16 protein-coding genes are annotated in these 13,856 nt (G+C 38.2%); 12 read left to right on the top strand and 4 right to left on the bottom strand.

The features are described 5' to 3' along the window. Positions 1–5: 5 nt before the first annotated feature. From atpB to AC00Y6_RS00275, 11 genes are all read left to right on the top strand, one after another. On the top strand, positions 6–1,076 hold the full coding sequence (gene atpB, locus AC00Y6_RS00325; RefSeq protein ID WP_474488632.1) for a F0F1 ATP synthase subunit A: 1,071 nt from the start codon (positions 6–8) through the stop codon (positions 1,074–1,076). Between the two features lie 39 nt (positions 1,077–1,115). Further along, complete coding sequence (gene atpE / locus AC00Y6_RS00320; RefSeq protein WP_002664302.1) at positions 1,116–1,325, top strand: ATP synthase F0 subunit C; 210 nt, start codon at positions 1,116–1,118, stop codon at positions 1,323–1,325. Positions 1,326–1,415: 90 nt separating this feature from the next. Beyond that, positions 1,416–1,910, top strand: coding sequence for a F0F1 ATP synthase subunit B (locus tag AC00Y6_RS00315; RefSeq protein WP_474488631.1), 495 nt, complete (start codon positions 1,416–1,418; stop codon positions 1,908–1,910). Positions 1,911–1,915: 5 nt separating this feature from the next. Further along, a complete protein-coding gene (gene atpH / locus AC00Y6_RS00310) occupies positions 1,916–2,452 on the top strand; it encodes an ATP synthase F1 subunit delta (RefSeq protein ID WP_474488630.1) in 537 nt (178 codons plus the stop codon). An 18-nt stretch (positions 2,453–2,470) separates the two neighbouring features. Continuing rightward, positions 2,471–4,048: a F0F1 ATP synthase subunit alpha gene (gene atpA / locus AC00Y6_RS00305; RefSeq protein WP_474488629.1), complete on the top strand. Its 1,578-nt coding sequence runs from the start codon at positions 2,471–2,473 to the stop codon at positions 4,046–4,048. A gap of 86 nt (positions 4,049–4,134) precedes the next feature. Continuing rightward, positions 4,135–4,995, top strand: a complete 861-nt coding sequence (gene atpG, locus AC00Y6_RS00300) for an ATP synthase F1 subunit gamma (RefSeq protein ID WP_474488628.1) — start codon at positions 4,135–4,137, stop codon at positions 4,993–4,995. A gap of 170 nt (positions 4,996–5,165) precedes the next feature. Beyond that, positions 5,166–6,524, top strand: a complete 1,359-nt coding sequence (locus tag AC00Y6_RS00295) for a hemolysin family protein (protein ID WP_474488627.1) — start codon at positions 5,166–5,168, stop codon at positions 6,522–6,524. An 11-nt stretch (positions 6,525–6,535) separates the two neighbouring features. Next, positions 6,536–6,838 (top strand): ATP-dependent Clp protease adaptor ClpS, encoded by a 303-nt coding sequence (locus AC00Y6_RS00290; RefSeq protein ID WP_474488626.1) that lies wholly within the window; start codon positions 6,536–6,538, stop codon positions 6,836–6,838. A gap of 150 nt (positions 6,839–6,988) precedes the next feature. Then, on the top strand, positions 6,989–7,378 hold the full coding sequence (locus AC00Y6_RS00285) for a hypothetical protein (protein ID WP_474488625.1): 390 nt from the start codon (positions 6,989–6,991) through the stop codon (positions 7,376–7,378). Between the two features lie 103 nt (positions 7,379–7,481). After that, positions 7,482–8,792, top strand: coding sequence for a hypothetical protein (locus AC00Y6_RS00280; protein WP_474488624.1), 1,311 nt, complete (start codon positions 7,482–7,484; stop codon positions 8,790–8,792). Positions 8,793–8,814: 22 nt separating this feature from the next. After that, positions 8,815–9,558, top strand: a complete 744-nt coding sequence (locus AC00Y6_RS00275) for a carbonic anhydrase (RefSeq protein WP_474488623.1) — start codon at positions 8,815–8,817, stop codon at positions 9,556–9,558. Between the two features lie 116 nt (positions 9,559–9,674). On the opposite strand, the gene rplT is transcribed toward AC00Y6_RS00275, so the two are convergent. Together rplT and rpmI are read right to left on the bottom strand one after the other, a co-directional pair. Continuing rightward, a complete protein-coding gene (gene rplT / locus AC00Y6_RS00270) occupies positions 9,675–10,019 on the bottom strand; it encodes a 50S ribosomal protein L20 (protein ID WP_283417151.1) in 345 nt (114 codons plus the stop codon). A 118-nt stretch (positions 10,020–10,137) separates the two neighbouring features. After that, positions 10,138–10,335: a 50S ribosomal protein L35 gene (rpmI, locus tag AC00Y6_RS00265; protein WP_312766570.1), complete on the bottom strand. Its 198-nt coding sequence runs from the start codon at positions 10,333–10,335 to the stop codon at positions 10,138–10,140. Positions 10,336–10,567: 232 nt separating this feature from the next. Here rpmI and AC00Y6_RS00260 point away from each other — a divergent pair, with 232 nt between their 5' ends. After that, a complete protein-coding gene (locus AC00Y6_RS00260) occupies positions 10,568–11,146 on the top strand; it encodes a hypothetical protein (RefSeq protein WP_474488622.1) in 579 nt (192 codons plus the stop codon). Between the two features lie 63 nt (positions 11,147–11,209). On the opposite strand, the gene infC is transcribed toward AC00Y6_RS00260, so the two are convergent. Both infC and thrS read right to left on the bottom strand, forming a co-directional pair. After that, on the bottom strand, positions 11,210–11,740 hold the full coding sequence (gene infC / locus AC00Y6_RS00255) for a translation initiation factor IF-3 (RefSeq protein ID WP_474488621.1): 531 nt from the start codon (positions 11,738–11,740) through the stop codon (positions 11,210–11,212). 144 nt (positions 11,741–11,884) lie between these two features. Beyond that, positions 11,885–13,822 carry a threonine--tRNA ligase gene (gene thrS, locus AC00Y6_RS00250; RefSeq protein ID WP_474488620.1) on the bottom strand — a complete coding sequence of 646 codons (1,938 nt, stop codon included), beginning with the start codon at positions 13,820–13,822 and terminating at the stop codon, positions 11,885–11,887. Between the last annotated feature and the right edge of the window lie 34 nt (positions 13,823–13,856).

The following is a 13,856-nucleotide window of genomic DNA, read 5'->3' as shown; positions in this document are numbered from 1 at the left end:
GGCTTATGAGTCTTAAAAAACTGTACATTGTCCTTACCGTTTTCCTCTTTGGGCAAGTATTTGCGCAATCTTTAGGTAAAGAATTGAAGGAGAAAGAAGAGAAGTATAATCCTGTTCCTTTTATCATGCATCACGTTCAGGATTCTCACTCATGGCATTTGTGGGGAGAAGGTCACGAATCTGTGGGCTTTTCGCTGCCAATTATTCTAATTGATAACGGTCTTAAAGTATTCAGCTCTGCAAAGTTTGGTCATAACGAAGACGAAGTAGCAGCGGTTGATGGTAAATATTATAAAGTATTCCATAACAAGATTTATGAGACCAATGCGGCTGGCGACATTACGGAGCATGACGGCCACGCAACCAACAAAATGCCAATTGACCTGTCTATTACCAAAGTGGTGGCGCAGATGATTTTGGCGGCTGTAATCTTGTTAATTATTGGTTTTGCGACAGCGGCATCTTATAAGAAATCGAATGTACCTTCTGGTATTGCCAAATTTATGGAGCCAATCATTGTGTTTGTGCGTGATGAGATTGCTTTGCAAAATATCGGATCTGTAAAATATCAGAGATATGTGCCTTATTTGGTGACTTTGTTTTTGTTTATTTGGATACTTAACATTTTGGGACTTTTACCAGGTTCTGCCAATACAACGGGGAATATCGCGTTCACATTGGTATTGTCTGTTTTCACATTGCTGATTGTTAACTTCAGCGGTAAGAAGACTTATTGGATGCACATGTTTGACCCGTTGGGGAAAAATATGCCATTCGCTGGTAAAGTGTTGGTGTATATTATTTTGGTTCCTGTAGAGCTTTTGGGAATTATCACCAAGCCGTTTGCATTGATGATCCGTTTGTTTGCCAACATGACGGCAGGTCACATTATCATCATGAGTTTGATTTCATTGATCTTTATCATGGGTACTTACGCTATTACGCCGGTATCATTGGGATTATCTTTGTTCATCTACGTTCTGGAGGTTTTGGTAGCAGCATTGCAGGCTTATATCTTCACCATGTTAACGGCATTGTTTATAGGATCGGCAGTAGAAACCGCACACGATCATTAATAGTTAAATATAAAAATAACATTTTTAAATTATATAGTTATGACAGGTAGTATCGCAGCAATCGGAGCTGGTTTAGCAGTTCTAGGAGTTGGATTAGGAATCGGAAAAATTGGTGGTTCTGCAATGGATGGTATTGCAAGACAACCAGAACAATCTGGAAAAATCCAAACTGCAATGATTATCGCAGCCGCTCTTATCGAGGGTGCTGGTCTTTTCGGTATCGTAGTAGCATTACTAGGAAACGGATAAGAGATTTTTAAAGTATTCTGTAAACGGTTGGTTTGCAGAATACTTTTAATTATGATTATAACAATAACATTTTAATACTAATATCATATAATGGATTTATTAACGCCTTCTATTGGTAATATTTTCTGGACTGCAGTCGTATTTATCCTGCTGGTAGTTCTTCTTAAAGCTTTTGCATGGAAACCAATTCTTAAAGCGGTTAACCAGAGAGAAGTCACCATCATTGATGCGTTGAACCAGGCTAAACTGGCTAAACTGGAAATGGCACAGCTAAAAGAAGATAACGAAAGGATTCTTCGTGAAGCTAGAGCAGAAAGAGATGGCATCCTGAAGGAAGCCCGTGAGATGAAGGATAAAATCGTTAACGAAGCTAAAGATAGTGCTAAAGTTGAGGGAGAGAAAATGATTGCTGCGGCAAGACAGTCTATCCAAACAGAAAAGAATGCTGCTATGGCAGATATCAAGAATCAAATCGGTTCGCTTTCTGTAAGCATTGCAGAAAGTATCCTGAAAGAAAAACTGAACAACGATGGTGCTCAGAATGCTTTGGTAGAAAATATTTTAAACAAATCAAACCTTAACTAATCAGGATGTTAACATCTAAAGTAGCTAAAAGATACGCACAGGGTTTATTGGATTTTACGCAGGAATCTGGTAATACAGAGACTGTATTCGGGGAGATGAAAGACATCGTAAAGATCGTGTCTGAGTCCAAAGACCTGAACCAGTTTCTGCATACGCCTTTCATAGATGCCCGCAAAAAAGATGCTATTGCCTTGGAGATCTTTAAAAATTTTTCTCCGGTATCGCAAAATATTATTAGACTTGTGATAAGACACGGCAGAGAGGCTCAGCTTAGTAATATTGCTCAAGAGTTTATCAATAAGGTAGAAGATATCAGAGGTACACAGCGCATTTCGTTGGTAACCGCTACGGCGTTGTCTCAGGATACCGTTCGTCAGATTATTGCGGATTCCAAAATGGTCAATGTTGCCAATTATGATCTCAAAACGGTTGTAAAACCAGAGATCCTAGGTGGATATATCCTAAGAGTAGGCGATCAGCAGATAGACGCTTCGGTTAAAACCAAACTGAATAATATCAAAAAAGAATTTCAACTTAACTAAGAATAAAAGAACCATATAATGGCAGAAATAAATCCGGCAGAAGTATCAGCGATACTGAAGCAGCAATTAGCAAATTTTGATACACAATCCAACGTAGAAGAGGTTGGGACTGTTCTTACAATTGGAGATGGTATTGCCCGTGTTTACGGTTTAGAAAATGTAGAATACGGCGAATTGGTAAGATTCGAAGCCGGGATAGAAGGAATTGTACTTAACCTAGAAGAAGACAACGTAGGGGTGGCACTTCTTGGTGAATCCAAATTGGTAAAAGAAGGTGACACTGTTAAAAGAACACAGCGGATTTCTTCTATCAAAGTGGGGGAAGGGATGCTTGGTAGAGTAGTAGATACTTTGGGTAACCCAATCGACGGGAAAGGGCCTATCGGAGGAGATCTTTATGAGATGCCATTGGAGAGAAAAGCTCCAGGTGTTATCTTTAGACAACCTGTAAACGAGCCTTTGCAGACTGGTATTGTTGCGATTGACTCGATGATCCCTGTAGGAAGAGGACAAAGAGAGTTGATTATTGGAGACAGACAGACTGGTAAAACAACTGTTGCCATTGATACCATTATTAATCAAAAAGAATTTTATGATGCAGGTAACCCTGTATATTGTATATATGTAGCCATTGGACAAAAGGCTTCAACTGTTGCTCAGATTGTTAAAACGCTTGAAGATAAAGGGGCTCTAGCTTACACCGTGGTTGTAGCAGCTAACGCTTCGGATCCAGTTCCTATGCAGGTTTATTCTGCAATGGCTGGTGCATCTATTGGGGAGTTTTTCCGTGATAGTGGTCGTGCAGCGTTAATCGTTTATGATGATTTATCCAAGCAGGCTGTGGCTTACCGTGAGCTTTCACTTCTTCTTAGAAGACCACCGGGCCGTGAGGCTTATCCTGGTGACGTGTTCTACCTTCACTCCAGATTGTTGGAAAGAGCAGCAAAAGTAATTGCTGACGATACCATTGCTGCGCAAATGAATGATTTGCCAGAGTCTATCAAACCAATTGTAAAAGGTGGTGGATCTTTAACAGCACTTCCAATTATCGAAACGCAGGCAGGTGACGTATCAGCCTATATCCCGACCAACGTAATTTCTATTACAGATGGTCAGATCTTCCTAGAAACGGACTTGTTCAACTCAGGGGTTCGTCCGGCGATCAACGTAGGGATCTCTGTATCTAGAGTTGGTGGTAATGCCCAGATCAAATCTATGAAAAAAGTATCCGGTACTTTGAAACTGGATCAGGCACAATATAAAGAATTGGAAGCTTTTGCTAAGTTCGGTTCTGACCTAGATGCTGCTACTTTGGCGGTCATCTCAAAAGGGGAGAGAAATGTGGAACTTCTTAAGCAACCTGTTAACTCTCCGCTTCCTGTAGAAAATCAGGTGGCAATGATCTATGCAGGTACAGAAAACCTGTTGAAGAATGTGCCAATTAGAAAAGTAAAAGAATTCCAAGTGGAATATGTAGAATACCTTAGAAACAAACATCCTGAGGTGATGGCAGCTCTTAAAGCTGGCAAAATTGATGGTGAGATTACAGGCGTGCTAAAACAAGTAGCAACAGATCTTACTTCTAAATATAATTAAAAATTAGTTGATGGTTATTGGTTGATAGTTGACAGAATGTTCTAAAACTAACAACCAACAACCGACAACCAACAACTAAATATCATATGGCAAACTTAAAAGAAATACGAGGCAGGATTTCATCGATATCATCTACGATGCAGATCACAAGTGCTATGAAAATGGTTTCCGCAGCGAAACTGAAAAAAGCACAGGATGCAATCGTAATGCTGAGACCTTATTCCGAAAAACTGCAGGAGATCATAGAAAATGTGAATGCGGCTTCGGATTCAGATAATGTCTCTCCCTATGCTGCCGAGCGGGAGGTAAAGAGAGTTTTGTTTATCACAGTATCTTCCAACAGAGGTTTGGCAGGGGCTTTCAACTCTTCTGTTATCAAAGAGCTTAATCATCAGCTTTCAACTTTTGATCATGTGGCAGCAGAAGTGTTGACTATTGGTAAAAAAGCTTTTGATGCGGTGAGAAGAGGTCGTTCTCTTTATGATAACCAAAGTGCTTTGTTTGATAACTTATCGTTTGATCATGTTGCAAATGTTACAGATCGTGTGATGTCCGATTTCAAAGCAGGGAAGTTTGATAAAGTTTTTGTGATTTACAATAAATTTATCAATGCAGCAACGCAGGAAGTTGTAACCGAACAGGTTTTGCCAATAGCTGTTCCGGAGAAAACAACAGAAATTAATGTTGATTATATTTTTGAGCCAGGCAGACAGGAGATTTTGGATGCATTGATTCCAAAATCGATCAAAACGCAGGTGTTTAAAGCAATTTTGGATTCTGTAGCTTCTGAGCATGGTGCCAGAATGACAGCTATGCACAAAGCCACAGATAATGCACAGGCGCTTAAAAATGATCTTGTCATCTTTTACAACAAAGCAAGACAGGCCGCCATTACCAACGAAATTCTTGAAATTGTTTCCGGAGCAGAAGCTCTTAAGAACAGTTAAGATACCCTATAAGTTAAAGTTAGTAGTTAGTTATAAAAAGCATTGGAGTATTTTCCAGTGCTTTTTATTATTTTGGCTACATTCAAGTTACTACATATCAGTTAAATATTGTTAATAATTGATGTGAAAAAATTTATATATCTTTGCAAAACATTGTATAACAATATTAAATGGACCCCGATAGTTTAGTCAAACTTCTTATTGCATTATTTCTAGTTCTTCTGAATGGCTTTTTTGTAGCCGCCGAATTTTCAATTGTTAAAGTACGTTACTCCCAAATTCAGCTAAAAGCTGCTGAGGGTAATACAATGGCCAAACAGGCCGAGAATATTATTAAAAACCTTGATGCTTACCTGTCTGCAACCCAGTTGGGAATTACATTGGCATCTTTGGCACTTGGTTGGGTGGGCGAGAGCGCTCTGCACCATTTGATAGAAGGGCTTTTTCATTCCTTAGATATCGAGTTGGCAGCGTCAACTGTTACCACCATATCCGTGGTTTGTAGTTTTATGCTGATAACCACCATGCATATTGTATTTGGTGAGCTGGTTCCAAAATCTATAGCGATTAGGAAATCCGAACCCACAACACTTTTTATTGCTTATCCTCTGCATTTATTTTATAAAGTTTTTCAGCCTTTTATTTGGTTGATGAATTCTCTTTCCAGCGGTTTTTTGAGAGTGATTAAGATTAATCCGGCGACAGATCAGGACATACATTCTACCGAAGAATTGCAGCTATTGGTGAAGCAATCTGCAGACAGTGGTGAGATTGAAGAGGAAAACTATGAGATCATCAAAAATGCATTTGATTTTACAGATCACAATGCCAAGCAGATTATGATTCCTCGTCAAAATATATCTAGTATAGATATAGAAGATAGTATTGAAGAGATTATCGCACAGATAATGGATAGTGGATATTCTAGAATTCCTGTCTATGAAGGGTCTATCGATAACGTTATTGGTATTTTTTATACCAAGGAAATCATAAGGGAATATATCAAACGCAAAGGAGAGCTTAGCCTAGATGATCTTCGTGGTTTGATGCGGGATGCTTTTTTTGTGGTTGGTAGCAAAAAAATATCAGATCTTTTAAAATCTTTCCAGCTCAAGAAGCAACATATGGCCATTGTAATAGACGAATTTGGTGGTACTGAAGGTATTATTACGCTGGAGGATATTTTGGAAGAATTGGTAGGTGAGATTCAGGATGAGGAAGATGAAGAGGATAAGATTGTAGATAAGGTAGGTGACAATACCTTCTGGGTACAGGCGACGCAGCCACTGGAGGAGATTAACGAATGTCTTCCCAAGAATATCCCTGAATCTGAAGAAGGAGAATATAATACACTTGCCGGTTTTATATTGAATGAGTTACAGGATATTCCTGAAGAAAACCAGGAGTTTGATTTCGGATTCTATCATTTTAAGATTCTTAAGATGCAAAACAAAGGAGTGGAATTGGTAGAGTTGATTTATAAAAAACCAATATCTGATGATCTTACAGATGAGATCACGGAGGGTTAATATTTGTAATAATGAAAATTTTTAACAGCCAATCTTACGACCAGCCCAAAAGACAGTATGAGGAGGATGTGCTGGTACTTGAACAAGAGGATGAATTGTATAAATTAGTTCTTCACAATGATGAGGTCAATACATTTGATTTTGTGATAAAATGTCTTATAGAGATTTGTGAACATACGCTTGAACAGGCGGAGCAATGTACCATTCTTGTCCATTATAAAGGCAAATGCACCGTTAAGTCAGGATCATTGGAAAAACTCAAACCCATGAATCAAGCTCTGCTGGACAGAGGCCTGAGTTCTGAGATTGTATAATCATAATTCTTGATAGCACCACACTCCAACATCGATATTTCATTTGTTTTATCAATAAAGTGGGCTCTCATTATTAAAATTTAAAATCGTTATTTTTAGGTATTTTTTATTGCTCGCCGTATCTTTGCAACCTCAAATAAAGCATTAGTAATGGGCGCTATAAACAGATTATCTTTTAGAAAAACAGAATTGTTTCTGTTGTCTTTTCTATTGATAATGGTTGCCTCCTTTTACACTTCTAATTTTTTCAATTACAATAACACTATTGTAGATTCGGATATCGAGATAACAGATGGAAGCCGAAATGACCATACACTTTCTCTTCCTTCAAATGCCATGGTATCACAGATTATTCTGGCAGAGGAATCAAGTATTGAGGATGACATTTTGCCTGTTTTTTTTGAAATGTCGCAGAAACTGGTAAAATCAATTGATTTTTCCCCTACGCCGATATTTGATCGTGCTTTCATAAACCTATTGCCAGAAAAAGTTCATCTTTACGATCTTTTTTGTGATTGGCAATATGATTTTATAGCCTGATTTTTTTCTTATTCAAAATCTTTTTTGTGACCAATTTTGCAGAATTATATTCTATTCTGTAAAAGATCGCGTCATTATTATTCAATTATATAAATAAAAAACAATGAGAAAGTTTACAACTGTTCTTTCAGTTTGTGGTGCTATGCTGTTGACTCAGCAGGCTCATGCGCAATCTTCCAATTTTTTTAAAGACAGAAAATTACCTTTGAACGAGGATGGAAGTAATTATGTTAAATTCACATTTCTTACCCAGGCGTGGATACGCTCTGCAGATTATAATCCGGGTACAACAATTGATGGTACCGAAAAAAACAGCGGTACCGATATAGGCATCCGTAGAACATCCATCCAAGTATTTGGGCAGCTGACAGACCGTGTTTTTGCTTTTACACAAATAGGCCTTAATAATTATAATAACATCTCCGACAGAAAGCAAGGCTTTTTCGTGCATGATGCCTACGGAGAGTATGCCATAGATAAAACCAAACTTTCTATGGGTATGGGATTATCTGGTTGGAGTGGACTTTCACGTTTTGCATCGCCGTCAGTAGGATCTCAGCTTGGTATAGACGCTCCTATCTATCAGCAGGCTACTAATGATGTAACCGACCAGTTTCTGCGTAAACTGTCAGTGTTTGCCAAAGGTAAGTTGGGGAAATTAGACTATAGGATTGCGATGGCTCAACCTATGTCTATCAAAAAAATGGCTGGATATAACCCAACCATCACAGAAACGGCTAATTTTTCTGCATTGCCTCCAAAAATGCAGTATAACGGATATTTCCAATATCAGTTTAAAGATCAGGAGTCTAACCAAAATCCATATCTTACAGGAACCTATTTGGGTAAAAAATCAGTTTTCAACATTGGAGCGGGTCTTATCTATCAAAAAGATGCCATGGCAAGACTTAACACAGCTAAAGAGGTGGAGTTGAGCAATATGTTCCATATTGCAGCAGATGTCTTTTACGACGCGCCAATTGGTGGCAATGGCCAAGCATTAAGCTTGTATGGTAACTGGACACATTTTGACTATGGTAAAAATTATTACAGAGATGCCGGTATTATGAACCCTGCAAATGGAAGTAATAATCCCGATATTCTGAACGGTGCAGGTGTTGCGTTTCCAATGTACGGAACAGGTACTACACTTTATTTTCAAGGGGGTTATAAATTCAGGGATAACTTGATTGGCAATACAACCCTAATGCCTTACATCGCCCTTCAGCACTCAGACTATGATCGTCTTAACAAGGCTATGAACTTCTGGGATATGGGTGTTAACTGGTTGTTGGCGGGTCATACTTCCAAATTAACCGTTTCCTATCAAAACCGTCCTGTTTTTAACATGGAGGGTAACAAACTTACAACTAAAGGTGCTGTGTTGGCACAATATCAAGTATCATTTAATTAATAAAAATATAAATCAAAGTATCATGAAAAAATTTATTTTAGGATTAGGCGTTTTATCTGCAGGTCTTACATCAGCTCAACATTCAGATTGGGGTTATACCGGTGACACGGCTCCCGAAAAATGGGGTTATATCCAAGGTGCAGAAAAATGTGGGCAAAGCAAAAGCCAATCTCCAATCAATATTGTTAACACAAAAGTAAAGCTTAATGGCAAACTTCCTGCTCTTAAATTTAATTATAGTTTAGGGGATGTAAAAGATATTGTTGATAATGGACACTCTTTGCAATTCGATTTCAAAGAAGGTAGTTATATGGAGTTTGAAGGTACAAAATATACGCTTATTCAGTTCCATGCGCACGAGGAATCAGAGCATACCATTGATGGTGTAAGATATCCATTGGAACTTCACTTTGTACACAAATCTGCTGCCGGTAAAATTATCGTAGTGGGTGTAATGGTGAAAGAAGGTGAAGAAAACTCTTATTTTGAGAAATTGAAAGTTTTCAAATCATTAGCTAAAAATGCTAAAGAAGACACTGATATCGCTTTTGACCCAGAAAAAATGTATCCTGCTAACAAAGCGTATTACACTTACGAAGGATCTTTAACCACGCCACCTTGTTCTGATCAGGTAACTTGGATTGTTTTCAAAAATCCAATCACAATGACAGAAGGTGAGATAGAAGATGTGGCTAAACACTTACCAAAAAGTAACAACAGACCAGTACAACCTATTAATGGAAGAGTGGTGAATCGTTCTAAATAATCTGTTTTAACACAGACTAATGAAAGGCTGTCCTATTGGGCAGTCTTTTTTGTTTACGACAAAAAAAATCCTGAGAAAAATTCTCAGGATTTTATATTGATAACAAAGATTTGTAATTATTTTACTTGATCTACAACAGCTTTGAAAGCTTCTGGATGGTTCATTGCAAGGTCTGCAAGAACTTTTCTGTTCAGCTCGATGTTGTTTTTCTTAAGAGCTCCCATAAACTGAGAGTAAGACATTCCATGTTCTCTGGCACCAGCGTTGATACGTGTTACCCAAAGGCTTCTGAAGTTTCTCTTTTTCTCTTTTCTACCACGGTAAGCATATTGCATTGCTTTTTCTACCGCGTTTTTAGCTACAGTCCAAACATTTTTTCTTCTACCGAAAAAACCTTTAGCTTGCTTAAGTACTTTTTTTCTGCGCGCTCTAGACGCTACAGCGTTTACTGATCTTGGCATAATTTAAATTGTTTTTTTGAATTGTGCGATGCTATGTTTCAGCATTCTTTGGAGCACCAACTCAGGGTTAAAATTGTGAATTGTTTAATTCTTATAAACCGAAAAGGATTTATAAAAACTACTTAATTGCTAATTGACGTAGAACACTTTTCTTGTCCACTTCTGCAACATAAGAAGTTTGCGTAAGATTTCTCTTTTGCTTAGTTTCTTTCTTTGTCAAGATGTGGCTTTTGAAAGCATTTTTTCTTTTGATCTTTCCTGTTCCGGTAAGAGCAAAACGCTTTTTAGCACCTGATTTCGTTTTTAATTTTGGCATTGTTCTGCGTTTTATGGTTTGTTATCAATATTCTTATTTCAAATATCCTGCAGCACTATTCTACAGAATAATAGTTTGCAAAATTACTAAAAATATCGGGATTATGAAAATTAAATAGTAATGCACTTAGATACTTTATCAGTCGATGGTCTATTATTTCGGTCGTTGGTCTATTAATCGTCATTCAATAGGTAAAAATTTGGATTTTTGACAAACTTTAAAAATCAAACTTATGAAAAATCTTATTTTATCATTAGTAGCAATTGCTGCTATCACATTACAATGTCGCAAAGATGATGACAATACCGAACCTGTTGTTTATCCGGAAGAAAATCCATTGTCGCTCTATCATACCAATGCAGGATTTACAACAACTAGTAATTTTATTAATGCAGGTAATTATGAATTCGGTCTGGTGTTTTCTCCTACAGTTAACGGGAAAATTAACTCTATTGTATTACAACTGCCCGACGTTAATGCCAACCTAAAAGTTACATTTTGGGATTATAATAAAAAGACTGTGCTAAAATCAGAAGTAGTGAATGTTTCTGCAGCCAATACAGTAATTACCAAACCAATAACCGGACTTATATTAGAAAAGGACAAAAAGTATGTTATCAGCATGAATTCAAACGATTGGTATAAGAGGAGCAAACCGGATAATTCCGATATAGTATATCCTGTTACAGCGGGTAATATCAAATTTTGGGAGTACCGATGGCTTGGTACTAGTGACCAGATCTTCCCAACCAATGTTTCACTCAACTACAATGGTGGTGATTTAAGTTTCAATTTTCAGCAAACCGAGTAAATAAAAGAGAGATCTCAAACATTTGAGATCTCTCTTTTATTTATACTGATGTTGTTCAATAGATTACTTAGCGGGCTTTTTCGGGCTCATCATCATAATCATTCTCTTTCCTTCAAGCTTAGGAAGTTGGTCAACTTTTCCAACATGCTCCAAGTCCTGAGCCAATTTCAATAGAAGGATTTCTCCCTGATCTTTGAAGATGATAGAACGGCCTTTAAAGAAAACATAAGTCTTCAGTTTAGAACCTTCTTCCAAGAATTTCTCGGCATGCTTCTTTTTGAAATCATAATCGTGCTCATCTGTTTGAGGTCCAAAACGGATCTCCTTCACAACCACTTTTACTTGTTTAGCCTTCAGTTCTTTTTGTTTCTTTTTCTGCTCGTACAAGAATTTTTTATAATCCAAGATACGGGAAATATAAGGCTCCGCTTTGTCAGAGATTACCACAAGATCCAATTCTTGATCGCGGGCAATTTCCAGAGCTTTTGATAATGGATAAACGCCGGGCTCTACGTTTTCACCAACGAGGCGTACTTCCTTGGCGCGGATTTTTTCGTTTATCTGATGTAGATCTTCCTGAACAGGTCGGCGCATTGGGCCTCTTCCTCTGTTGTTAAATTTCTGTGCTATTGTATTAAATTTTAAAGTTAATTTTTGCTTATTGCTATTGGCTATTCGCCTAATTGCATTTAATTGAATTCATAATTTGGCTAAATGTTATTAGCAAAAAACTAAATGCTATTCTCCAAATTCAAATCCGGTGTCGGCTGCTTTTTTAAAGTAAGCAACAAAATCATCTATTGGCATTGCGCCAAGATCGCCTTCGCCCCTTCTTCTTACAGAAATTGTTCCATTCTGTTCTTCGTTTTCGCCAACTACCAGCATGAAAGGTATTTTTTTCAATTCGGCATCACGGATTTTTTTACCGGTTTTCTCATTTCGGTCATCTATCAGGCCGCTAATATCGTGATTTTCCAATAATTGTGAAACTTTTTTTGCATAGTTTACATATTTCTCACTTATCGGCAAGATGATAAATTGCTCCGGACTTAACCAAAGCGGGAAGTCTCCGGCAGTATTTTCTATAAGGATGGCAATGAACCTTTCCATAGAACCAAATGGCGCTCTATGGATCATTACTGGCCTGTGTTTCTCGTTATCGTTACCTGTGTACCAAAGGTCAAACCGTTCCGGCAAATTATAATCTACCTGAATGGTACCCAACTGCCAGCTTCTTCCTAAGGCATCTTTCACCATAAAGTCCAGTTTTGGGCCATAGAAAGCTGCTTCTCCGTACTCGGTAACTGTTCTCAGTCCTTTTTCTGTGGCTGCAGTTACAATTGCATGTTCTGCTTTTTCCCAGTTTTCATCAGAACCAATATATTTCTGTTTGTTTTCTGGGTCTCTTAACGAAATCTGAGCGGTAAAATCTGCAAATCCCAATGAACCGAAAACATACAAAACCAAATCAATCGTTTTCTTGAATTCGTCCATCAACTGATCTGGTGTACAGAAAAGGTGTGCATCATCCTGGGTAAAACCACGGACTCTGGTTAAGCCATGCAATTCTCCGGATTGCTCATATCTGTAAACAGTCCCAAATTCTGCATATCGTTTAGGCAAATCTTTGTAACTCCACTGTGATGTTTTGTAGATCTCGCAGTGGTGTGGGCAGTTCATTGGTTTGAGCATAAACTCTTCGCCTTCGTTGGGCGTTTTGATAGGCTGAAAACTATCTGCACCATATTTGTCCCAGTGGCCGGATGTTACATATAATTCTTTGGCACCAATGTGTGGCGTCATTACAAATTCGTAGCCTGCTTTTTTCTGTGCTTTTGACAAGAAGTCTTCCAGTTTCCTTCTCAGTTTGGTTCCGTTAGGTAACCAAAGTGGCAAGCCTTGTCCCACTTTTTCCGAAAATGCAAAAATTCCCAGTTCTTTCCCCAGTTTCCTATGGTCTCTTCTTTTAGCTTCTTCCAGCCTTTCAAGATATTCCGTTAATTCTTTTTGTTTTGGGAAAGATATACCGTAAACTCTGGTAAGTTGTGGGTTTTTCTCGTCACCACGCCAGTAGGCACCGGCTGCATTCAATATTTTTACGGCTTTTACAATACCTGTGGAAGGGATGTGTCCACCTCTACAAAGGTCTGTAAAGTTATCGTGCGTTACAAAAGTGATCTCGCCGTCTTTCAGGTTGTCAATCAATTCTGTTTTAAAAGGGTTGTCTGCATATTCCTTCAGTGCGTCTGCTTTGGAAACTTCGCGCAGGTTAAACGTGGAGTTTTTCTTAGCATTTTCAATGATTTTTTTCTCCAGTTTTTCAAAGTCCTTTTCAGACAATGGCTCTCCGCCGAAATCTACATCGTAGTAGAAACCGTTGGCAATGGCAGGCCCAATGGTCAGCTTGGCGTTGGGATAAAACTCCATAATGGCCTGAGCCAAAAGGTGAGCAGAGGAATGCCAAAATGCTTTTTTACCCATGTCGTCATTCCACGTCAGTAGTTGCACCGTAGCATCCTCCGTGATGGTGGTTTCTACTTCGGTTTGTTTTCCGTTAACGATAGCCGAGATGGTATTTCTGGCCAAACCGTCACTGATACTTTGCGCAACTTGCAGCGGAGTAACTGCTCCTTCATATTCTCTGATGCTGCCATCAGGAAGTGTAATTTTTAGCATTATGGCTGAATTTTTTAAGATGCAAAAATAGTGA

Source organism: Epilithonimonas sp., from assembly GCF_056329745.1.
This window is presented reverse-complemented; position numbering and strand designations above follow the sequence as displayed.